Consider the following 22,653-nt stretch of genomic DNA (forward strand, 5'->3'; position numbering starts at 1 on the left):
GAGCTCGCCGTAGACCGCGGGCTCTGAAGCACGCCCAAAACTGGACGCCGCTGTCGATGCTTGGTGACGCGTTGTGGTGCTCGTCGAGGCATCGGCAATGACCGGGAGCACGTGGTTTCAGCCAAGCCGTTGACATCTGGTGGAGTTTGCGAATACTGTGCCGTATCCAAAGACTGAAGGGTATGTCGCACTTTCCGGCCTTGGTGAGCGACTCGGCTCGACGCCGCCTGGCGGTGTCCTCTTCTGGAAGGGAGGCGTGCAACGATGGTTGAGGCAGAACGTGCACCCGGCGTCAAGCCGACGGTCTCGTCGTTGCCGCCCTTCACGTTGCGTCAGCTCGAGTATCTGGTCGCGGCCGCCGACATGGGCACGATCATCAAGGCAGCCGAGCGGATGCACGTCTCGCCGTCAACCATGTCAGATGCCATCACCCAGTTGGAGAGACTGGTGCACACGCGCCTGTGCATCCGCCGCAAGGCGCAGGGCCTCACGCTCACCAGCACCGGGGAACAGGTCGTCGCCGACGCTCGTGCGCTCCTTCGTGGCGCGCACGAGCTGTATGCCTCTCTCGTCTCGTCGACGGACGAGCTGTCGGGCCCGGTCTCGATCGGGTGCTTTCCGACCCTGGCCCCGACCGTGCTGCCGCCGCTGCTCACGGCCTTCGCCGACAGCCACCCACGTCTGGACGTCGAGGTCATCGAGGCCTCGCAGGACCGGCTGGCCGACCTGCTGGCCTCCGGTCGTGTCGACGTGGCCTTCGTCTACGACGTCCAGCTCCCCAGCCGCGTGCGGAGGCAGCGACTGTTCACGCTCGCGCCCCACGTGCTGCTGCCGGCAGGCCACCGTCTGGCTGCCGAGCCGCACGTGCGTCTGGAGGATCTCGCCGACGAGGACTTCATCATGCTCGACAGCCCGCCATCGAGCACGCATGCGCTGTCGATCTTCGACGCTCGAGGGGTGACCCCCAGGATCCGGCACAGGACGGGCAACCCAGATGTCGTACGAACCCTGGTCGGCCGGGGTCTGGGATACGGGATGCTGGTCCAGCGGCACATGGACCCCGGAGCGGTGCGCGGATTCCCGCTGGTCATGAAGGACATCGAGCCAGCAGTCCCGCCGCTGTCCATCGACGTGGTGTGGCCGGCGGAGTACGAGCCGACGCCGCGCACTCAAGCTGTCATCGCGTTCGCGCAGGGCGTCGAGTGGCCTCGCGTCGACCATGAAGGTGCCCAGTGACCGCCGCATGGCGGCGGCGGTCCAACGCGGTGAGGGGTTGTTTGGTCCACAGCGACGTCAGGAGGCGGCGAGCATGGCGAGAGTACTAACGGGTCAGCCGAGCACAGATCAGGCGCTCGCCGATGCCTTCAGGGATCTCGGAGTCGCGACGACCCACGAGGCGCTGGGACGCGTGGGTCTCATGAGCGCGCGTCTGTGCCCGAGGCAGAGCGACACTGCGATCTCGGGCGTCGCGGTGACCTGTGAGGTGCCGCCGGGTGACAACTGGATGCTGCACGTCGCCGTCGACCTTGCTGGCCCGGGGGACATCCTCGTCGTCACCCCGACCTCGCCATGTGACGACGGCTATTTCGGCGATCTGCTTGCCACCGCCGCGCAGGCGCGGGGGGTGCGGGGCCTCGTGATCGACGCAGGCGTGCGCGACGTCCGCACGTTGCGCAGCATGGGCTTTTCTGTGTGGAGCAAGACGGTCAGCGCCCAGGGCACGGTCAAGGAGACGCTTGCCAATGTCCAGGTGCCTGTCGTCTGTGGCGATCAGCTCGTCAATCCGGGCGACGTCGTGGTGGCCGACGACGACGGTGTGTGCATCGTGCCCCGCCTGGACGCCGAGGTCGTCCTCGAGGCGGCGCGCTCGCGGGCGGCCGACGAGGAACTCAAGCGTCAGCTGTACACCTCAGGACGTTCGAGCCTGGACATTGACCCGGCGCTGCGACGCCGCCTGGAGGAGAAGGGACTGATCTATGAGTGACGGTTTGTTCGAGCGTCCTCGTACCCCGCGACGCGTCGTCACGACGACGCGTGACGGACGGTCGGGCGTCGCGAGCGACGGCCCCGTACCCAATGCGCTGCACCATGAAGCCATCCCGGGGATGCTGAGCAGCGTCGTCTACCGGACGGCCGCGCCCCTGCTGCCGGCGTCCGAGCAGGAAACCGCGCCGCCTCAGGGTCCGCTCGTTCCCGGACCGGGGGAGACCTCCCTGGTGATCGTGCAGTTCCCTCCGGACAGTGTGTTTGCCGAGCCTGGGTTCGACGGAGCCGCGGCCGGCGCGGAGACGTTCGCGTTCGCCGCCGACTTCGCCAGTCGTTTCGAGCCGGATGCGCCCGGCTTCCACACCACCGACAGCGTCGACTACGACATCGTCCTCGACGGCGAGGTCTGGCTCGAGCTCGACGACGAGACCGTCCATCTCCGGCAGGGCGACGTCGTCGTGCAGAACGGAACCAGGCACGCCTGGCGGAACCAGGGCGACCGCCCTGCCACGTTGGCCTTCGTTCTGATCGGAGCGACCAGGCACTGACGCCTCGTCGTACGCAACACGAGTGCCCACGAGGGCAGACGGGAACACTTCATGACGACTACCTCCTCCCCGAGGACCCCCACATCCGACACCGCCGACCTCGGTGCGTCCTCGGCCCCGCCGGCGACCATGCTCGCCGCGCGACAGCACGAACGCGGTGAGCCGTTGCTCATCGACCGCGTCGATCGCCCCCGCGCCACTGGCACCGACGTCATCGTCGAGGTCAAGGCCTGCGGAATGGTGCCCAACCTGGCGAACGTGCTGGCCAACTGGGAGACGTGGTTCCCTCATGAGCCGTTGCCGCCCCGACCGGCCACCTTCGGGCTGGACCCGGTGGGAGTGGTGCACGAGGTGGGCGAAAAGGTCATCGGCGTCCGACCTGGCGACCGTGTCTACGTCAACCCCACCCGCTCCTGCGGTGCATGCCACCCGTGTGCCGACGGGCGCCTCCAGGAGTGCCATTACTGGGTGTTCGCCGGCTACTTCGCGTTCCATCCCGACGGTGTCGCGATGTTCGAGAAGTATCCCCACGGGGGCTTCTGCGAGTACATGTTGGCTCCGCAGGCAGCGCTCGTGAAGCTGCCCGACTCCCTCGACTTCCGGCACGCGACGCGCCTGGGGTATCTCGGCACCGCCTATGCCGCCGTCAAGAAGCTCGGCCCGCTCGGAGGCAAGTCGCTGCTCGTGCACGGAGCCACGGGCACCCTCGGTGTCGGGGTGACCCTTGTGGCACTCGCGCTGGGAGCTTCGAGGGTCTACGCAGTGGCGCGTGGAGTGCCGCTGCTCGAGCGACTGCAGGCTCTTGCGCCTGGCCGGATCGAGATCTTCAGCAACACCGAAGGAGGGACCGCGGAATGGGTCCGCTCGCGCACCGGGGGACTGGGGGCCGATTTCCACGTCGACACCCTCGCAGCCGTCGGGTCCCTGGACTCGTTCAAGGATGCCGTGCACGCCGTGAAGCGTGGCGGCACGATCGTCAACATCGGAGGTGCTGCCGGTGAGGTCGGGCTCGATCCGAAGTACTTCATGGACAACGCCCTGTCGTTCATCGGGTCCGCCTGGTTCACGACGGCCGAGTGCATGGAACTCGTGGGGCTGATCGAATCGGGGGTCGTCGACATCCAGTCGGTGCTGGAGCCCAAGGCCTGGCCCTTCGAGCAGATCAACGACGCGATCAACGGCGTGACCAGCGGCGACGGAGGCTTCACCAGCTATCTCGTCGAGCTATGACGCCCGCTCGGCACGACGAGGCCCTCCGGATCCTTTCCGGACGGCTTCGTCACGCCGGGCCAGCTCAGTCCTTGACGGGTCGGCCGAGGACGTGGGCGAGCACGGCGGCCAGCCGGTCCCGCGCGCCGGGCTCGGCCGTCGCAGCGCGCCATACGACGTAGCCGTCGGGGCGCACAAGGACGGCCCCGTCCTCGGCGACCTCCCGCACCCGAGCCCAGTCGAAGTACAGATCCTGTGCCTCTTCGTCGCCCACCACCACGGCCTTCAGGTAGGGCAGTGCGAGGTCCACTGCCGCTTTCGCCCAGGGGCGGCCACTTGGCCCAGTCAGGAGGGTGAAGACCCCGTCCCCGACAAGGTCGAGCGTGGACACCCGGCGACCGCGGTCGTCGACGAGCCACACGTGCGGAAGCTTCGCACCCGGGCGCGTGGTGTGCTGGGCATGCACCTCCCGGTCGAGATGGAACACCTCGGGAGCCTCGGCGTCGAGCACGACCGCGTCGGAGTCGTAGCGGTGGTTCAGCTCGATCCCCAACGCGTTGTACTCGTTGTCCTTGAGGTGGAGCACCGCGGCCAGGTCGGCGCGGGCGCGCGCACCCTCGGGCGTCTGCGCGGTGAGCTTGGCCGCTCCCGACGGGCCGCCGGCGCGCTCCGCGGCAAGTGCGCTGTGGAGCCCTGCGTATTCCCGGCGCGACTGGTTGGCCCGCCGCACGACCTGTTCGCCCACCGGCGCCCGCTCTGCAGAGTAGGAGTCCAACAGGCTCTCGCCAGCACGGCCGAGGATCACGTACGCGAGCTTCCAGGCGAGGTTGAACCCGTCCTGGATGCTCGTGTTCGACCCGAGTCCGTTCGACGGCGGATGTCGGTGCACGGCGTCGCCGCCGCAGAAGACCCGCCCCCGCGAGTACGCCGGCGCCCAGGCCTCGTTGACGTACCAGGGGCTCACCGCCGTCACGACCGCCTCGAAGTCGGGGTCTCCGACGAATCGGCGGATCCGTTCCTGGGCGGTGTCCACGCTGAGGTCCGGCGCCCCCGCTTCGGGGTCGAAGCCCCACCCCGCGATCCACCGGTCCCATGGCCGGACGGCGCGGAGCAGGCCGAGCCCGATCTCGCCCACGGTCACGTCCTGGTTGACGATCCAGGTCAGCACGCTCGGCCGGTGCGACATGTACTTGGACAGGTCTCCCTCGAACTGGGCGTACACGGTGCCTCCGCGGTGCATCTGGCCCTCGACCGCCAGTCCGGCGTCAGCCATGACCTTCGATCGGGCACCGTCGGCACCGACGAGGTAGCGCACGCGCACGGTATGCACCCGCCCGGTCAGCCGGTCCTCGAGCTCGACATCCACCCCTTCGGGGTCTTGAGAGCTCGACAGGTACTGGGTGTTGAACCACACGACGGCCCCGCGCGCGGCCGCAGTCTCCACAAGGAGAGGCTCGAGCAGGGGTTGGGGTAGGTCGGCCATCCGGCAGGGGCTCGCCGCCCGGTACTCGCCATACCTCTGGTCGCCGAGACCGAAGCTGGCGATACGTGCGAGCTCCCAGCCGGCCAGGCTGGTGGTGAACGAGGTGTCACCCATCAGCTCCCACGGTGTTGCTCGGGCCAGGGCCTCGTGCTCGAGACCCAAGCTGCGCAGGATCTCCATCGTCCTCAGGTTGGTGACGTGCGCGCGGGGAGAATCCGCGAGCCAGTTCTGCCGGTTCACCGCGATGACTCGGAGACCGTACGTGGCCAGGGTCAGGGCCGTGGTGGCTCCCATGGGACCGGTGCCGACGACCAGGACGTCGGCGTCGAAGTCGGCGTCCGCGATCTCCAGGGACGTCATCGGTCGTCTGGCTCCGCGGCACGGTCACGGGCCGGCCAGATGCCGTGGCGGCCGGGGGCGAGGACGCCGTTCGGGTCGACCGCGTCCTTGAGGCGTTCGACGAACCTGCGGTAGGCGTGGTCGTTGAATGACGCGAAGGACGCGGCGAGGTCCATGAGGGCGAGGTGGGGACGGGCATCGAGATAGCCCATCTCGCCCAGCGCGGTCACCATCCTCCGACCGGTTTCCACCGCTGCCCGGACGCTGGCCGGATCGGTGCGGTCGTACCGGATTCCGGCGATGGGGACGGCCGACCGCTCGCCGGTGACCATGATGCCCGCACCGAAGTTCAGTCCGGCGACGGCGTACTGACGGCGGAGCTCTTCGACCACGGCGCGCACGGCGGAGCCAAGTAGGGGGACGACGGGGGAGACGTCGAGGTGGGCCACATGAGCAGGCATCGACTCGATGGCCTTCATCGTCGGGATGCCGGCGGTGATCAGCTCGGCTGAACGGGTGAAGTCATCCCACTCATCGCGAGCGTAGACACGAACCGGGTGCACCCGGCCGCTGGGGATGTCGTCCCAGGCGGCCTGGATGCGTCGCAACCGGAGGTCCACCAGCTCGCGATCGCCCCAGACGGCGGCGCGAACAGCCCAGGAGCCGATCCCCCTCTCGGAGCCGATTCGCTGGAGCTCCTCGTCGGTGAACGGCGTGGGGCGGGCGGGCACAGGGTCGTCCAGCACCATGTGCGCGGCGCGCAGGGTCGAGTACATCGCGACGATCCCCTCGAGGTGTCCGGCGAGCCGCAGCTCCCGGATCGTGTCGATCGCCTGCTCGAGATCGGCGTCGTCGTCGACCACGAGCACGAGAGGTGCGTAGGCGTCTGGACGTCGTTGGAGCCACACGCCCATGCGTACGACGATGCCGAGGTTGGACTGCACGAACAGCTCGTCCAGCGACGGTCCTAGGCTGCGTCGGTAGACGTGCCCTGAGGCACTGTCAGGAAGTGCGCCTTGGCCGGTGCGCAGCAGGTCGCCGTCGGGAAGCACCACCTCGAAGCCGGCATGCAGTCGGTAGTCGGCGCCATAGCGCTGGTAGGTGTGACCCGAGTCCATCGTGTTGCCGATGACCGAGCCCCAGGACAGGTCGGGGACCGGCGTCATCAGGTCGAGCCCGCGCTCGGCGATGGCGTCGTGAAGATCCTGCCAGGTCACTCCCGGCTCGACGACCGCGTACGCGAGATCCTCGTTGATCTCGATCACGCGGTCGAGTCGCTGGAAGCCGAGCTGGATCGCGCCACGGCGACTGGGGGAGGCGCCACCGTGACCAAGGTTGCGCCCTTGGCTGTGCGGGGAGACCGGGACGCCCCAGCGATTCGCGATGCGCATGACCTCCTGTACCTGAGCCACGGACCCCGGCTGCACGACAGCCGACGCGGCGAACGTGTCGTCGCCGGGGATCCAGTACGGGTCCTTGAACTCGTCGACGGCCTCGCGTTCGGTGCGAACCCATTCCGCTCCGACGACGGACACCAGCTCCGCCACCATCCCGGGCTCGAGCGTGGTGTCACCCGCTGAGCCGGGCGCGGAAGTCTCCAGCCGGTCGCCCTCGTGAGCCAGGCTCATGTTCGCCCCCTTCTGTCCCGCGCCCGCTCTGGACGCTAGGGACTCAGTCATGGTGCCGCTTCGGCGATGTTGGGGAAAAGCGGAGAACATCGCCGTTCCAACTCGGCTTTGTCGAAGTGTCGCGGGCCATCAGGTTCTTCGCCAAAACCGAATTGCAGAGGAGTTTTTCTCCGCTTTTCCAATCGTTGAGGCGCTGCGACGCTGTGACGACCGCCGCACCTGATCGACACCTGATCGGGACGGACGGGCGCCGAGCTCACGAGCGATGAGCTCGATCAGGCGTCCAAACATCAACGACGCCACCGGAGGTAGGACTCGCACATGATCATCGACTGCCACGGGCACTTCACGAGCGAGCCGGCCGCGTTCCGGGATCACCGCGACGCCCAGGTGGCGTACGCCGAGGGGTGTGCGTCGAAGCCCGAGCCGTATCAGGGCGTCCCGGATGACGAGCTCCGGACGATCGTGGAGGCCAACCAGCTGCGCCTCCAGCGCGAACGGGGCACCGACGTGACGATTCTGTCGCCGCGGGCCTCCGGCATGGGTCACCACGTGCCCGGCGAGGCCGCAGCCATCGCCTGGGCGCAGTTGTCGAACGACACCGTGGGTCGCATCGCCGATCTCTTCCCCGATCATTTCGTCGCTGCGTGCCAGCTCCCGCAGACCGTGGACGGTGGGCTTGACGCCGCCGTCGCCGAGGTGGAGCGCTGTGTCGAGGCCGGATTCGTGGCATGCAATGTCAATCCCGACCCTTCGGGTGGTGCGTGGACCGCTCCGCCCCTGCCGGATCCGTGGTGGGACCCGCTGTGGAACGCTCTCGAACGGCTCGACGTACCGGCAATGATCCACGCCTCGGCGTCGACCCGTCCCGCGGTGCACACGACCGGTGCCCACTACCTCGCCGCCGACACCGCCGTCTTCATGCAGTTGATCGGCAGCGATCTCTTCCAGCGTCATCCGGGTCTGCGGCTCGTCATCCCGCACGGCGGCGGAGCCGTGCCCTACCACTGGGGGCGGTACCGCGGGATCGCACACAAGAACGACGTCCTGGACGGCTTCGAGCGGTTGCGGGACAACGTCTTCTTCGACTCGTGCGTCTATCACCAGGCCGGCATCGACCTGCTGCTTCGGGTGATCGGGCCCGGCAACGTCCTGTTCGGATCGGAGCTGCTGGGTGCAGTGGCGGGCGAGGACCCGGAGACCGGTGGCGCGTTCGACGACACCCGGCGCTACCTCGAGGCCGCCGGGCTGGACGAGCCCGACCTCCGCCGCGTCTTCGAGGGCAACGCGCGGCGCGTCTACCCGCGGCTGGACACGCGGCTGGTTGCCCGAGCGACGGCGCGCGCGGAAGGAGCACGAGTATGAGTGCCACCACGACCATTCGGCTCGCCGGCGCTGCCCAGGGCTTCAACTGGTTGCCCGTCTTCGTGGCTGAGGAGCGAGGCCTGTTCGCGCAGCACGGCCTGAGCATCGTGTTCCACAAGGTCGGCTCCGTCGAGAAGGCGACCGCCGCGGTGCGCGACGGCGACGCGGACCTGGCCATCACTCCTCCGGAGGGCGCAGTCGCCGACCACCTGGCCGGTGGCAACCTGCGCATCATCGGCTCCAACGCCGAGCGTCTGCCGATGTCCATGGTGGCGCGCCCGGGCATCGCCGAGCTGGCAGAGCTGCGCGGCGCCACGATCGGGACGTCGTCGCTGACCGAGGGGACATCGATCTATACGCGGCGGCTCCTCAGCCGCGCCGGCGTCGAGCCGGACGCCTACACGTTCTCGCTGGCAGGGATTCACACCGCGCGCTGGACCGCCCTGCAGAACGGCGAGATCGACGCTGCTCCCCAGCCGCTCCCTTGGAGTCTGCTCGCCCAACGTGAGGGTTACGGCCTGCTCGGCGACATCTGGGAGGTCATCCCGGAGATCGTGTTCGCCGCATTGATCGGCAGGGCTGACTGGCTCGACGCCGATGAGGACGCTGCCGGGCGCTTGGTCCGCGCCTTGGCAGAGGCCCACGACATCGTCAACGACCCCGGTGCCGATGCCACGACCGTGCCGGTCTACCAACGCATCACGACGCCCGAAGAGCCCGAGCTCGCCGCCGAGGGGTTCACCATCACCCGCGACCTTGGCATGTGGTCCCGGGGGCTGCAGGTTTCCGAAACGGCTCTGACCACGTCGATCGACCTGATGATCGAGGCCGAGCTTGTCCCCGAACAGAGCCGCGATGACGCCGTCGGCGTCGTCGACACCCGTTTCACCGACCAGATCACCGACTAGTGGTTGGTCCGCCGGACGCGGACCCACCTCGACCACCCATCCGAACGAAATCACATCCCGCACAGCAGAAGGAACCGACCATGGCCAAGAACCTCGAAGAGTCCATCGCAGCAGCCGGCAGCGCCCACACCCTCCTGTGGGAGTCGCAGTCACCGCCGATCGTCAGCACGCCGGTGACTCCTGAGTTCACCAACTGGCGCGACGAGCAGCTTGCCTGGCGCCGTACCTCTGTGCTGTTCGACCAGTCGCACCACCTGGCGGACCTCAACATCAAAGGCCCGGACGCCCTGAAGCTCATCCAGGACACCGCGGTGAACAGCGTCGAGTACTTCCCGGTCGATGCGGCGAAGCAGTACGTTGCGGTCACCGAGGAGGGAAACCTGATCGGCGACAACATCCTCTTCCGCAACGAGGAGGACGAGTTCCAGGCCGTCGGCATCCCGCCGACCATCAACTGGCTGCAGTACCACGCGGAGACCGGCGGATACGACGTGGAGATCTGGCGGGACAACCCGTCATACGCCCGAACCGGCGACCCGGTCGTCTACCGCTACGAGGTGCAGGGGCCGGGTGCCATCGACGTCATCCGGGACGTGCTCGGCGAGGAGCCGCCCACCGTCAAGTTCTTCCACGGCGCCCGCTTCACGATCGCGGGCAAGACCGTGCGCGCCCTTCGGCACGGGATGGCAGCCGAGCCCGGCTTCGAGTTCGTCGGACCCTGGGCGGACCGCGATGCGGTCGTGGGCGCGATCCTCGAGGCAGGAAGCAGGCACGGGCTCGTGCAGGTCGGCGGCCGCGCCTATCTGACCAACTCGCTGGAGTCCGGCTGGCTGCCCCGGCCGCTGCCGGCCTTCTACGCCGGCGAGAGCAGCGCTGGCTTCCGGAGCTGGCTGGACGCCGACGAGATCGACGCCACCGTCTCCCTCGGGGGCAGCTTCTACTCCCCGCAGGTCGAGGACTACTTCTTCTCGCCCTATGACGTGGGCTACGGCCGCATCGTGAAGTTCGACCACGACTTCATCGGTCGAGCCGCGCTCGAGCAGCAGGTCGCCGCCGGACGTTCCGAGCAGAACCGCAAGGTGACGCTCGTGTGGAACAGCGACGACGTCGAGAAGGCCTTCGGGTCGATGTTCCGCCCCGGCATCGGCGCCAAGTTCATCAACCAGCCGATCGCCCACTACGCGACCTACCACTACGACCGGGTCGAGTCCGAGACCGGAGCCTATCTGGGTCGCTCCTTGCACACCGGATACTCCGCGAACGAGCGCTCGATGCTGTCGGTCGCCGTCGTCGACGCCTCGGTCGCCGAGCCGGGCACCGAGGTCACCCTCGTGTGGGGCGAGCCGACTCCGTCGTCGAAGCCGGCTGTCGAGGAGCACGTCCAGGTGAAGATCCGCGCGACGGTCCAGCCGGCGCCGCTCGTGGCCAAGGCGCGCGGGGAGTACCGATCCAACACCACCGTCGCCGGCTGACGGCCTTCGTCCCTCGTCAACGCGCAGAGGCGTCGCCTCCCGCAACTGGAAAGGAATAGGAACGTGTCACACATCCCATCCGCTGAACACGCCACCGCCGCCCTGCGCCTGATGGACGGCTTCTCCCTGGAGATGACCGGCAAGGACCTCGCTGGGCTCGAGGAGGCGCGCGTCTCCGTTCCCCCGGGGACCCGGGTCAACGTGACCTTCCTCGGCAACGAGGATCTCGAGATGAGGGTTGCGGCCGCCGCCGCTGTCGCCCGTGCCGGGTTCGTCCCGGTCCCGCACATCTCCGCCCGCCGGCTTGTCTCGCAAGCCCAGCTGGAGGGGTTCCTCGATCGGCTGCAGGCGGTGGGGGCCACGGATCACGTGTTCGCCGTCGGTGGGGACCCGTCCATTCCCGAGGGTCCCTACCCCGACGCGTTGTCGGTCATCCGTTCCGGAGTGCTGCAGCGCCATGGAGTGCAGGAGGTGGCGATAGCCGGCTACCCCGAAGGCCATCCCGAGATCGCCGACGAGGTGCTGTGGGAGCACCTGGAGGCGAAGCACGCCGCGCTGACGGAGCAGGGTCTGGCGACCGTGCTGCTCACGCAGTTCGCCTTCGACACCGGCCCTGTCACGGCGTGGATCCGCGAGGTGCGCTCGCGAGGCATCGATGCCCAGATCCGGATCGGGACTCCTGGCCCAGCCGGCGTGAGGCGGCTGATCTCGTTCGCGCGCCGCTTCGGTATCGGCGCGAACGCCATGATCGTCAAGAAGTATGGGTTCTCCCTGACCAACCTCATGGGAACCGCAGGACCTGAGCGCTTCATCGGAGGTCTGTCGACCGAGCTGGACGCCGAGCCGGCTGCGGGCGACGTCAAGCTGCACTTCTACACCTTCGGCGGCCTGCCGGCGACGTCGGAGTGGGCCCGGTCGTACGTCGCAGACATCCAGCGGCAGGAGACGGCATGACGCTGCACACGACCGAGATGCGCGATCACGCGTGCCTCATCGTCCACGGTCCTGACCAGCTCGGCCTCGTCGCCGCGATCTCGAGCGTGCTGACCGGCAACAAGGCGAACATCGTCTCGCTCGACCAGTACACCGACGATCCCGATGGGGGAGCGTTCTTCCAGCGCGTCGTCTTCCACCTGGACGGACTCACGGCCGTGATGCCGGACCTCGAAGCGGAGATGGACGAGACGCTCCGTCCGTACGGCATGACGTGGACGCTCACCGACCAGTCCGTACCGAAGCGCATGGCCATCCTGGCCTCGACCAGCGACCACTGCCTGCTCGACCTGCTGTGGCGGCACCGGCGAGGGGAGCTGCCGGTGACCATCCCCATGGTGATCTCGAACCACACCAACACCGCCGAGGATGTCCGTTCCTTCGGCGTTCCCTTCCACCACGTTCCGTCGCAGGGGCCGGACAAGACCCAGGCCGAATCCGAGATCCTGCGACTGCTCACCGGCAACGTCGACTTCGTGGTCCTGGCGCGCTACATGCAGATCCTGTCCGAGGACTTCATCGACGCACTCGGCGTCCCCGTGATCAACATTCACCACTCCTTCCTGCCTGCCTTCATCGGGGCCGGACCCTACAAGGCGGCCAAGGAACGTGGGGTGAAGCTCATCGGCGCCACCAGCCACTACGTCACGGCCGAGCTCGACGAGGGACCGATCATCGAGCAGGACGTCGTGCGGGTGACGCACGTCGACACCGCAACCGACCTTCAGCGGCGAGGCGCCGACGTCGAGCGAGCCGTCCTGTCCCGTGCGGTGACGTGGCATGCGCAGAACCGCGTCGTCCGGCACAGCAACCAGACAATCGTCTTCCAGTGATCCCACGCCGACCCTGCAGCGGCGCAGTGACACCGGAAGTGTCCCAGGGAGCATGAGCCGTGCTCGATGTCTTGGTGCTCGACAACCACGACTCGTTCACGTGGAACCTCGTAGACCTCCTCGAGTCGTGCCCGGACACCCGGTGCCACGTTGTTACCAACGACCAAGCCGGGTGGACGGCTGCTGAGCTGGCGCACGTCGACGCCGTCGTCATCTCCCCGGGGCCCGGCCATCCTGCGAACCTGCGCGACTTCGGCCATGGAGGCGCCGTCATCCGTGCGGTGGAGGAGATGGCGATCCCGACCCTGGGGGTGTGCCTGGGTCACCAAGGGATCTGCTCTGCTCACGGGGCTGAAGTCGTCACCTACCCTGAGCCTCACCATGGCCGGCGTAGCGACATTGAGCACGATGGCACGTCGCCGTTGTTCCACGCGATTCCTCGGCAGTTCGGCGCAGTCCGCTACAACTCGCTGACAGCCATGGGGGTCACGAGCCCACTGCGTGTCACGGCCTGGTGCGGGGACCTCGTCATGGCCGTCGAGCACGAGTCGCTCCCCATCTACGGTGTCCAGTTCCACCCCGAGTCGGCTGGCAGCGACGACGCGGGACGGCAGGTCGTGCACAACTTCCTCGCCCTGGCCCGGGCGCGCCAAACCCAGGGACAGCCCTGGCGCCGTGAGCGCAAGGTCCGTGTCGAGGCGTCGACCGTCGACTTCGACGGTGATCTCTCAAGGCTGCAAGAGCGCTTCGCCGAGGGAGCGCCGTCGTACCTCCTCGAGAGTGCTGCTCCGCGAACGGACGAGCCGATGCGGTCCCACGTCGGCGTCTGCGGGCCGCACTGGATGCAGGCCGTCGCCGAAGTCTCCGGGTTCCGGCTGGAGTCCGCGCAGGGGGTGCGGGACCTCCCGGGCGGTCTCCTCGACTGGGTCGAGGACCACGCGACTTCCTGGAAGGCCAGCCACACATCGGGGACCATTCGGTGGGCGATCGCCGTCCCGTACGAGACCACGGACCCGACGTGTCCTACGAGGGCCCTGTACTGCGACCGCACGATGGACTACGACCACGAGACCGGTCGACTCATCCTTCAGGCCGTCTGCAACGACGACACCGCGGCGGCAGCCCGGCGGTGGATCGAGGAGGTGATCCGCTTTTGCACACGACCCGAGAGTGCTGCGCGGAAGGACACCACAACGCTGGCCGGTTACCGCCTTGAGCTTCGCGACAGCGAGCAGGACTACATGCAGAAGGTGGCAGAGGCGAAAGAGCACATCCGCAAGGGGGAGTCCTATGAGCTCTGCCTCACCAGCAAGGTCGAGATCGTGGGGGAGCGGCGGCCCTTCGAGCTCTACCGCGCGCTGCGCGAAGTCTCGCCGAGCTTTTTCGCGGCTCACCTACGCTTCGGGGACTTCTCCATTGTCTCCAGCTCGCCCGAGCGGTTCCTGCGTGTCGACGATGGGCGCTGCATAGCCGAGCCCATCAAGGGCACGCGACCGCGCGGGCGCACACCTCAGGAGGATCGGGCGCACCGTGATGCCTTGCTGGCCAGCGAGAAGGACCAAGCGGAGAACCTGATGATCGTCGACCTCACCCGCAACGACCTGCGCCGCGTGTCCGTGCCGGACAGTGTCGTGGTCGAGCGTTTGTGCGACGTCGAGGCACACCCGACCGTGTTTCAGCTGACCAGCTCGGTGGCCTCGGTGCTCCGGGAGGGGACGACGATCTCGGAGCTGCTCGAAGCCGCGTTCCCTCCCGGCTCAATGACCGGTGCGCCCAAGGTCCGCTCGATCGAGCTCTTGTCGGAGCTGGAGGACGGCCACCGCCGGGGGTACTACTCCGGGACAATCGGGCATCTCTGTTCCGACGGCCGCCTAGACCTGTCAGTCGTGATCCGCGCCATCGTCGACGACGGCGAGACCATGTCGTACGGCGTCGGCGGTGCGGTGACCGCCCTGTCGGATCCGTGGGAGGAGTTCGCCGAGCTGCTCGCCAAGTCGGCGGCGCTCGCGCAGGCGCTTCGCTGCTCGTTACCCGGTTGATCAACTCATGGATCGTGTGAGGGATGGTGACAGCGCGTGACGCCGAGAGAAATGTGCATTATTCTGCGCATCGAGTGTACGATGGTGCACATCGGATGCCATCGATTCCACAGGAGCTCTCCATGACCGACGCACATCGCCCGCCGTTCCACCTGGCCATCCCGGTGCACGACATCGAGGCTGCACGCCACTTCTACGGTCGGGTGCTGGGCTTCGAAGCCGGGCGCTCGGACACGCGGTGGACGGACTGGAACGTCGAGGGCCATCAGGTCGTGACTCACGAGGTCGACCATCATCAAAATGCCGTTGCTGGCACGAACCCGGTGGACGGCCATCAGGTGCCTGTACCTCACTTCGGCCTCGTGCTGGAGGTCGACCGCTTTCAGGAGCTGGCGGCTCGTCTTGGCGACGCAGGCGTCGAGTTCGTGATCAAGCCGTACGTCCGGTTCGAGGGCGAGCCGGGGGAGCAGTGGACGATGTTCTTCCTCGACCCGTCGGGGAATGCTTTGGAGTTCAAGGCATTCCGAGACCTGTCCCAGCTGTTCGCAGTCTGACCTGTCAGGGCTCCAGAAGGTGACGAGTTGAACTCCCCAGAGCAGTTGCCCGACGATGCCGCGAGCCTGACTGGCGACGGGTCGATCGCCGAGGACTTCCTGGCACAGATCGGATCGCGGATCCGCGCACTGCGACAACAGCGAGGGTTGACGATGCAGCAACTCGCCGACAACGCGTCGATCAGTCGGCGTCTGTTGACCCAGATCGAGCACGGGCAGGCCAACCCCAGCCTCGTGGCGATCACACGGATCGCCCGCCAGCTGGGTACGGACTTCACGTCCTTGCTCGACGGCGCAGCTGACTCGCCGGGCCCCGTCGAGGTGTTCGGCTCACAGGATCGAGTCCTGGTCTGGACCAGCGCGGCGGGCAGCACCTCGCACCTGCTCGTGGCAACCAGCCCCCGACGCACCGCAGACCTGTGGCTGTGGCACCTCTTGCCAGATGACGCCTACCAGGGGCGCGCCGATCCGAGTCATTCCCAGGAGCTCTTCTACGTGATGGACGGGGTGCTGACCATCAGGACCGGAGATGTTGAAGTCGATGTTCCCGCAGGCAGCGCCAGTCGCCTGCAGAGCGATCGGACGTACTCCTATCACAACCACGGGAGCGACCCCGTCGTGTTCGTCCGGACCGTCTCACTCAGCGCCAGCTGACCCTACAAATCTCCGCCTGCCGCATGCGGAGGAAGGAATGTGTCATGAAGGTCTTCCAGATCGGTGCTGCCGGCGGTATCGGCCGCCGGCTGTCCGAGCTCCTCATCGCCCGCGGAGACGTGGTGACGGGAATGCATCGCAAGCCGGAGCAAGCCGCCACCATCACGCAATCAGGCGCCGATGCCGTCGTCGGCGATCTGATCGCCGATTCGGTTGAGGAGCTTGCCGCCAAGCTCGAGGGGCACGATGCCGTGGTGTTTTCCGCGGGGGCGCACGGTACGGGCCGGGAGAACACGACCCTGATCGATGGTCGCGGCGTCGAGAAGGCTTCGGCCGCTGCGCAGATCGCCGGCGCCACGCGCTTCATCCTCGTCTCAGTCTTCCCGGACGCCGAGCGCGATGCGCCTCCCAGCGACGGATTCGAGCACTACATGCGGGTCAAGAAGGCAGCCGACGTCCATCTGGCCGGCACGCCGCTCGACTGGGTCATCGTGCGGCCGGGTGTCCTCAAGGACGAGCCCGGTGATGGCCGCGTCACGGCCGGGCCGGCGGTCGAGTATGGAGACGTTCATAGAGACAACGTCGCAGCGTTGATCGACGCGATCTTGCACGAGCCTCGGATCAGCCGCACGATTCTCGAGGTGACGGACGGTCCGGTGCCCGTCGCCGCCGCCGTCTCCGCACTTCTCCAGATCTGACCCTCAGGAGGAGGCCGGGCGTGTCCGCACGCCCGCGGACCGGCGGGCACGGCGCCCTCGTTCTTGTCCGACATCGCGTAATACCGTATGCTCAATAAGCGCGTAATACGGTATGCCGACCGATTTCGATGTGACCTTGCCGCTCGGCCGCACGACAGGAGTGAATGTATGGACGTATCTATCGCTGAGGAAGAGACCACGATCCGGCCGGTGGACTTCAGCGGCCCGTACGGCGTGCTCATCGACGGCGCCGTCGTGGCGACGGACGAGGCGTTCGACGTGCTCAACCCGGCCGACAACGAGGTCATCGCACGGGCGCCACTCGCGACTACGGACCACATGGAGCAGGCCGTCGGCGCTGCCAAACGCGCGTTCCCGGCCTGGGCCAAGCTGACAGCTGATCAACGCGAGGCGTACATCGTCGAGTTCTTCGAGGCCCTCGAGGCCCAGAAGGAGGATTTCATCACCCTTCTCTCACTCGAACAGGGAAAGCCGCGCTACAGCCAGGCGGACTTCGAAGTGAACCTTGCGAACCCGTGGGTCCCCGAGACTGCGAAGTCGAGGTTGAAGGACGTCGTTCTCGAGGAGGATGACGATCGCCGAGTCGAGCTCCGTCGGACTCCCCTGGGAGTGGTCGGAGCGATCATTCCCTGGAACTACCCGTACCTCCACGTCCTCTGGAAGACAGTGCCGGCACTGATCACCGGCAACACGGTCGTCCTGAAGCCGTCGCCGTACACGCCGCTCTGCGCACTGAGGATTGGTGAGCTGGCCGCTCAGGTCTTTCCCGCGGGAGTGTTCAACATCGTGACAGGTGGCAACGAGCTCGGACAGGTCCTGACCGAGCACCCGGACGTGGACATGATCACCTTCACCGGCTCAACCGCAACGGGGGCTAAGATCATGGCCGCCTGCGCCCGCAGCATCAAGCGTGTGACACTGGAGCTGGGCGGAAACGATCCCGCAATCCTGCTGCCTGACGCCGACTGGAGAGATGCGGTCCCCAAGGTCTTCTGGGCCGCCTTCGGAAACTCGGGGCAGTGGTGCATCGCCGCAAAGCGCATCTACGTACACCGTTCGTTCCATGCGGACTTCGTCAACGCGATGGTGGAGTATGCGAAGACGCAGAAGGTCGGAGACGGGATGGACCCGTCCAGCGATCTTGGACCGGTCAACAACCGCATGCAGTACGACAAGCTCCGGGACCTGTTCGCCGACATCAAGAAGAACGAGTACAGCGTGCCGCTCGGCGGCATCATCGACGAGACACATGCGGGCAACTTTGTTCCGATCACGCTCGTCGACAACCCCCCGGACGACAGCCGAGTCGTCCAGGAAGAGCCGTTCGGCCCGGTCGTGCCGATACTCGCGTACGACGACGTGGACGAAGTCGTCGAGCGAGCCAACGACAGCGTCTTCGGTCTCGGCGCCACGGTGTGGGGAAGAGACCTCCAGGGTGCACTGGACGTGGCCGACCGCATCGCGTCGGGCAATGTGTGGATCAATGGCGGACAGAGCCACCCGACCAATGCTCCGTTCGGGGGCCACAAGCAGTCCGGCCTGAGCGTGGAGCACGGGGACGAGGGGCTCGCCTCACACACCAACAACAAGACGGTTGTGATCCTCAAGCGACCCGCGTCGTAACGAGACAAAGCCCTGTACGAGCTGTGAGCTCCCGACCTCAAGCGGTCGGGAGCTCACTTTCACAACTGAGTCTCGGGAGACCAGACAGGACCAACATGAGTTCGACAGCCACCACGACGACGCCCCACATCGACCCGGTCGGATACGTCGGCCCGTCCGCGCCGTTCAGATGGGTCAAGCAGAGCGGCCTGGGCAGGGAAGGGGCACGTGAGGGAATGCGTGAGTTCTGCGAGACCCAGTACGCCTCTGTCGACTGGTGCACGGCATGACTCGGCGGGTCGTCGTCGTTGGTGGCGGCTACGCGGGAATCACCGCAGCAGGACGTCTGCGTAGGAAGCTGCGCGCCGACGTCGAGGTGGTCCTGGTCAACCCACACGGTTACATGACCTACCAGCCGCTGCTGCCCGAGGTGGCCGCAGGCACGGTTGCACCTGGGCACGTGGTCGTTCCCCTCCGAAGCGCGTTGCCCGGCGTCAGCGTCGTGAGGGGGCTGCTCCAGGGTCTCGACCTCCGGACCAGGACGGCGACCGTGAGCTCACGCCATGGCGATGTTGCGCTTCGCTATGACGAGCTCCTGCTGGCCGTTGGGGGAGTCACCCGCACGTTTCCCGTTCCGGGGCTCCTCGAGCATGCGATCGGCTTCCGCACCGTGGAAGAGGCGCTCCACCTCGGCAACCGAATCCTCGGGCAACTGGAGCTGGCCGCCGCCTCGAAGGATCAGGAAACGCGCCTGCGCCATCTGACCTTTGTGTTCGTGGGAGCGGGCTATGCGGGAGTTGAGGCCTTGGCCGAGCTCGAAGACATGGTCCGCAGAGAGATCAAGCATTATCCCGAGCTCGACGCCGAACCCCTTCGCTGGGTTCTGGTCGAAGCCGGTGAGCGGATCCTGGGTCAGCTACCAGAACGTCTCGGGAAGTACGTCGACGCCCAGCTGAGGAGACGTGGCGTTTCGGTGCGAACCGGAACGACGATCGAGACCATGGCCGGCGGCCGCGTGCAGCTCAGCGATGGCAGCACGTTGACCACCGACACAGTCGTCTGGACGGCGGGCGTGGTTGCCCCACCCTTGCTCAAGCGACTTGGCCTGCCTGTCGATCCGGCGGGTCGGGTCCGGACCGATGCCACCCTCCGAGTCCACGGGATCGACAACCTCTGGGCGCTCGGCGACTGCGCGTCGGTCCCGGATGTCCACTCCGGGGAGATGTGTGCGCCCACCGCGCAGCACGCTGTGCGCCAGGCGGTACGTGCGGCCGACAATGTGGTGGCAGCGCTGCGGGCGCGTACCCCGCGTCCTTACCGGCACAAGGACGCGGGCGCTGTGGCGTCGCTCGGCTTGGGCAAAGGTGTCGCCGAGCTCTACGGCGTACCCCTTCGGGGATACGCGGCTTGGCTGGTGCACCGCCTCTATCACGGTCTGCGGCTGCCGAACCGTCGGCGCCGTCTTCTCGTGGTGCTCAACTGGATGCTGGGGTCCTTCTCCCGCGATCCCGTGGCGATGCCCGCCTTGGAGTCTCCGCGTCAGCCGCTGCGTGAAGCCCACGAACAGCAGGCAGTTCAGTAGGAGCAAAGGGCGCTCACTGTGAGGCGCGTCAGCGCCCGTGAAGACTCAAAGGACTGACGATGAGTCAGTCCTCCGTTCCAGGCACTGCGGCCGCGTCGATCGCCGCCAGCGCCCACGCCAGGTGCTGGGCAAACACAGGCGGATTCTCGGCGTGGGGAAAGTGGCCGAGCTCCGGCATGGGGCGGTAGATCGCCGAAGGTATCTGTGCGGCGAGCTCGCGTGTGGCCGCGCTGGGTACCGAGTAGTCATAGGCCCCGGACATCAGCACGATCGGCGGAGCTTCGTTCTCCAGCATCTCGCGGACGTTGTCGATGTCCCAGCAGTCGGTGTAGTACCTGATGTCGCGTTCGTAGACGCCGAACCCGCCCTGCGAATATCCCCACCACACTCGGTCCCGATCGATCTTCGGTGAGTGGGGCGACATCAGGCCGCAGGTCCACTCGGGTACGAACAGCGTCTGGTTGACGAGGGGACTGCGCTGCCAAGCGTTGTGGCGATTCGCGACCCTCGGCCCGGCCTGACAGCTCACCACACCGGCGATGCTGCTCGGATGGCGCGCGGCCATCTCGATGACTGCCGCGCCGGCCATGGAGGCCCCGACGATCACCGGCGGCTCCGGCAGGTCGAGCGCGGAGATGACTGCGGCGACGCACGCGGTGTAGCTCTCGCTCGTCAATGAGTAGTCCAGGTTGTCCGACTCGTACGAAGGGTTGGAGCGCCCGTGCCAAGGCAAGTCGAAGGCGATGAGCTGCCGGCCCGGGAACAACTCGGCGAGGGTGAACAGTCCGTGGTACTGCCGACCGTCGGCGCCAGCGGTATGGAGCAACAGGACCGGCCGGCCCGAGCCGACGGTCTCGACGAAGACGTCGCAAGCGCCCCACGGATCGACGTCGATGCGGACGTAGCGGCCAGTGACAGCGGCAAGGGATCCGGAAGCCCTCTCCCGCGTTGCTGCGGCCCGATTGCTGAGCATCTCGACGGCCCGGCGGACGAGCTGCACATGCTGCGCGAACACCGTCGTGTCTCCGAGCACCGTTCCAGTGCCACGCGGGGCCAGATGTGCCAGGACGTGTTGGGTGCCAGGGGTCGGAGACTGAGACGCTGCCTCGAGCCAATCGGCGTGGTCGAGCTCGACGTTGAACACTGGATCGTCCCCAGCATCTACGCCGCCGCCGGCCACGCGCATGACGATTCCGGTGCCATCGCGAGACGTCAGAGCGAACGTGGTGTCGACGCCCTCGGCAAGGGCCAGGAACTCATGGTCTGTGTTCAGCATCGCGGGGAGCGAGTGCCAACGGAGGGACGTCGGTGGGTCGCTCTCGTGGGTCGATGCAGCGAACACGCGATTTTCTGCGGTCATCGAGAGTGTCCCGGACGTCCGGCGAAACGCGCTCCGGTCATTCGGCGTCCGGCTTGCCGCTGTGCACGGCGACGCTTGGCTGGAGTGGTTCGATGCCCACGACGTCCTGCCAGGCCTGGACGCCCCATTGGAAGGCCACAATCCCGGCCTCGGGGAGGGCGATCTCGATAGCCTCCAGAATTTCCTGCGACGTGACGCCGAGATCAAGGGCGACCATGATGTGACTGCGAATCTGCGGTAGAGGGGCGCGCATCACGGTCAGGCTCAGAATGAACAGCAGTTCCTTGGTGCGACGATCGAGGGAACGCTCGTCGAGATAGGCCGCGCTCACGACGTCGTTCGCAGCCTTCAGCACGGGGAAGTCGGCCGCGGCCATCACCTGGTGATAGTCCAGCACGTAGCCACGTTTGGCAGCCATGTCATCGATGTACGTTTGTGCGGTGGTCATAGTGCCTCATTTTCATTGGGACGGCTGGGCCAGCGAACCTGAAACCCGGGCTGTGATCGTTCGTGCTGTGGTCAGGTGGTCAGGGAGGGTTGCGAGCCATCGCCCGGTTGGGACAGCGCGACGTGGCGCAGCGCGATCTGTCGGGCGGATTCGACATGATCCTCGGAGGCTTGCACGGCACCGGCCGGATCTCTCGCCTCGATGCATTCGACGACCTTCCGTAGCTCGGCGAGCATGTGCGGAGTCCGGTCGGTCGACGCGAGGGTGATGGAGCGTAGCTGAGCGATACGAGCCTGGACGTTGCCAAGCATCTCGCCGATGATGGGGTTGCCACTGGCCTCGATCAGCGCCTCGTAGAACCGGTTCTTCTCCTTGATCATCTCAGCGATGGGGAGTGTTCCAGCCGAGGTCACCAGGTGCTCGAACGCGGCCCGCAAGTCGTTGACCTGGGAGGCCGACGCTCCCTGAGCGGCGAAGCGGCTTGCCGCCGACTCAAGTGTCGATCTGACCTCGTACAGGTTGACGATCTCGTCGTAGCTGAGGGCTCGAACGCGTGGCCCGACGTTGGGCACGATCTCAACGAGCCGCTCACTTTCGAGCTGTCGCAGAGACTCCCTCACGACCGTACGGGAAACTCCGTACTCGGCTTCGAGGCTCCGCTCAAGCAGACGATCGCCGGCGCCGTAGCGGCCCGTCACGATGTCTTCGCGCAGTTTCTCGACCAACTGAGCCCGCAAAGGGGCGGCTTGCCGTTGGAGCATCACTTCCTCCTCGACGGTCGCCGTTGCCGACTGGCCCTCGGTACGGCCGTGCTGCGGATCGTGGTCATGGCTTCACCAAACTTTCCGAGACGTTGAGAACTTAGGGCTAGTAGGCTAGCGCACTCCGTGATATAAACATACCGTATTACGGTCATCCAGTCCAAACACAT

General features: G+C 66.8%; 21 protein-coding genes. 16 read left to right on the forward strand and 5 right to left on the reverse strand.

The genetic code is table 11. From position 1 onward, the window contains the following. Positions 1-264 precede the first annotated feature (264 nt). From ASC61_RS10615 to ASC61_RS10630, 4 genes are read left to right on the forward strand one after another with little or no spacing between them, the layout of a single operon-like run. Positions 265-1,236, forward strand: coding sequence for a LysR substrate-binding domain-containing protein (locus tag ASC61_RS10615; RefSeq protein WP_056211694.1), 972 nt, complete (start codon positions 265-267; stop codon positions 1,234-1,236). Next, entirely contained in the window at positions 1,220-1,984 is a 765-nt protein-coding gene (locus ASC61_RS10620; RefSeq protein WP_327019493.1) for a 4-carboxy-4-hydroxy-2-oxoadipate aldolase/oxaloacetate decarboxylase, read from the forward strand. Before ASC61_RS10615 ends, ASC61_RS10620 begins: the two co-directional genes overlap by 17 nt. Next, positions 1,977-2,534 carry a cupin domain-containing protein gene (locus ASC61_RS10625; RefSeq protein ID WP_056211696.1) on the forward strand — a complete coding sequence of 186 codons (558 nt, stop codon included), beginning with the start codon at positions 1,977-1,979 and terminating at the stop codon, positions 2,532-2,534. The genes ASC61_RS10620 and ASC61_RS10625 overlap by 8 nt, the downstream gene beginning before the upstream one ends. A 51-nt stretch (positions 2,535-2,585) precedes the next feature. Continuing rightward, a complete protein-coding gene (locus ASC61_RS10630) occupies positions 2,586-3,764 on the forward strand; it encodes an alcohol dehydrogenase catalytic domain-containing protein (protein WP_200935435.1) in 1,179 nt (392 codons plus the stop codon). Between the two features lie 64 nt (positions 3,765-3,828). Here ASC61_RS10630 and ASC61_RS10635 read toward each other — a convergent pair whose 3' ends face one another. Both ASC61_RS10635 and ASC61_RS10640 read right to left on the reverse strand, forming a co-directional pair. Next, on the reverse strand, positions 3,829-5,586 hold the full coding sequence (locus tag ASC61_RS10635; RefSeq protein ID WP_056211699.1) for an FAD-dependent monooxygenase: 1,758 nt from the start codon (positions 5,584-5,586) through the stop codon (positions 3,829-3,831). Further along, the gene (locus ASC61_RS10640) at positions 5,583-7,193 is read right to left on the reverse strand and encodes an FAD-binding oxidoreductase (RefSeq protein WP_056211701.1); all 1,611 of its coding nucleotides are present in this window, start codon (positions 7,191-7,193) and stop codon (positions 5,583-5,585) included. Before ASC61_RS10640 ends, ASC61_RS10635 begins: the two co-directional genes overlap by 4 nt. Positions 7,194-7,514: 321 nt before the next feature. Between ASC61_RS10640 and ASC61_RS10645 the strand changes: the two genes are divergently transcribed. The 12 genes from ASC61_RS10645 to ASC61_RS10695 all read left to right on the forward strand — a co-directional run bounded on the left by ASC61_RS10645 (position 7,515) and on the right by ASC61_RS10695 (position 19,914). Beyond that, positions 7,515-8,558 carry an amidohydrolase family protein gene (locus ASC61_RS10645; RefSeq protein ID WP_056211703.1) on the forward strand — a complete coding sequence of 348 codons (1,044 nt, stop codon included), beginning with the start codon at positions 7,515-7,517 and terminating at the stop codon, positions 8,556-8,558. Beyond that, a complete protein-coding gene (locus ASC61_RS10650; protein WP_056211705.1) occupies positions 8,555-9,466 on the forward strand; it encodes an ABC transporter substrate-binding protein in 912 nt (303 codons plus the stop codon). Before ASC61_RS10645 ends, ASC61_RS10650 begins: the two co-directional genes overlap by 4 nt. Before the next feature lie 80 nt (positions 9,467-9,546). Next, the gene (locus ASC61_RS10655) at positions 9,547-10,938 is read left to right on the forward strand and encodes a glycine cleavage system protein T (RefSeq protein WP_056211708.1); all 1,392 of its coding nucleotides are present in this window, start codon (positions 9,547-9,549) and stop codon (positions 10,936-10,938) included. A 63-nt stretch (positions 10,939-11,001) separates the two neighbouring features. Then, positions 11,002-11,892 carry a methylenetetrahydrofolate reductase gene (locus ASC61_RS10660; protein ID WP_200935436.1) on the forward strand — a complete coding sequence of 297 codons (891 nt, stop codon included), beginning with the start codon at positions 11,002-11,004 and terminating at the stop codon, positions 11,890-11,892. Beyond that, positions 11,889-12,764 carry a formyltetrahydrofolate deformylase gene (gene purU, locus ASC61_RS10665; protein WP_056211712.1) on the forward strand — a complete coding sequence of 292 codons (876 nt, stop codon included), beginning with the start codon at positions 11,889-11,891 and terminating at the stop codon, positions 12,762-12,764. The genes ASC61_RS10660 and purU overlap by 4 nt, the downstream gene beginning before the upstream one ends. A gap of 59 nt (positions 12,765-12,823) precedes the next feature. Continuing rightward, positions 12,824-14,803, forward strand: coding sequence for a chorismate-binding protein (locus tag ASC61_RS10670; protein WP_056211714.1), 1,980 nt, complete (start codon positions 12,824-12,826; stop codon positions 14,801-14,803). A gap of 122 nt (positions 14,804-14,925) precedes the next feature. Then, positions 14,926-15,357, forward strand: coding sequence for a VOC family protein (locus ASC61_RS10675; protein ID WP_157439451.1), 432 nt, complete (start codon positions 14,926-14,928; stop codon positions 15,355-15,357). A 27-nt stretch (positions 15,358-15,384) separates the two neighbouring features. Next, on the forward strand, positions 15,385-16,011 hold the full coding sequence (locus tag ASC61_RS10680; RefSeq protein ID WP_082530599.1) for a helix-turn-helix domain-containing protein: 627 nt from the start codon (positions 15,385-15,387) through the stop codon (positions 16,009-16,011). Between the two features lie 44 nt (positions 16,012-16,055). Beyond that, complete coding sequence (locus tag ASC61_RS10685; RefSeq protein WP_056211719.1) at positions 16,056-16,709, forward strand: NAD(P)H-binding protein; 654 nt, start codon at positions 16,056-16,058, stop codon at positions 16,707-16,709. Positions 16,710-16,877: 168 nt separating this feature from the next. Next, complete coding sequence (locus ASC61_RS10690; protein WP_056211720.1) at positions 16,878-18,353, forward strand: aldehyde dehydrogenase family protein; 1,476 nt, start codon at positions 16,878-16,880, stop codon at positions 18,351-18,353. 95 nt (positions 18,354-18,448) lie between these two features. After that, the gene (locus ASC61_RS19725) at positions 18,449-18,622 is read left to right on the forward strand and encodes a hypothetical protein (RefSeq protein WP_157439452.1); all 174 of its coding nucleotides are present in this window, start codon (positions 18,449-18,451) and stop codon (positions 18,620-18,622) included. Further along, a complete protein-coding gene (locus tag ASC61_RS10695) occupies positions 18,619-19,914 on the forward strand; it encodes an NAD(P)/FAD-dependent oxidoreductase (RefSeq protein ID WP_056215563.1) in 1,296 nt (431 codons plus the stop codon). Before ASC61_RS19725 ends, ASC61_RS10695 begins: the two co-directional genes overlap by 4 nt. Positions 19,915-19,978: 64 nt before the next feature. On the opposite strand, the gene ASC61_RS10700 is transcribed toward ASC61_RS10695, so the two are convergent. From ASC61_RS10700 to ASC61_RS10710, 3 genes are all read right to left on the reverse strand, one after another. Next, the gene (locus tag ASC61_RS10700) at positions 19,979-21,190 is read right to left on the reverse strand and encodes an alpha/beta fold hydrolase (RefSeq protein ID WP_162243667.1); all 1,212 of its coding nucleotides are present in this window, start codon (positions 21,188-21,190) and stop codon (positions 19,979-19,981) included. A 121-nt stretch (positions 21,191-21,311) separates the two neighbouring features. Further along, the gene (locus ASC61_RS10705; RefSeq protein ID WP_056211725.1) at positions 21,312-21,722 is read right to left on the reverse strand and encodes a carboxymuconolactone decarboxylase family protein; all 411 of its coding nucleotides are present in this window, start codon (positions 21,720-21,722) and stop codon (positions 21,312-21,314) included. Positions 21,723-21,793: 71 nt separating this feature from the next. After that, on the reverse strand, positions 21,794-22,483 hold the full coding sequence (locus tag ASC61_RS10710; RefSeq protein ID WP_056211727.1) for a GntR family transcriptional regulator: 690 nt from the start codon (positions 22,481-22,483) through the stop codon (positions 21,794-21,796). Positions 22,484-22,653 lie beyond the last annotated feature (170 nt).

Source organism: Aeromicrobium sp. Root344, from assembly GCF_001425755.1.
In the GTDB taxonomy this organism is placed as follows: Bacteria; Actinomycetota; Actinomycetes; order Propionibacteriales; family Nocardioidaceae; genus Aeromicrobium.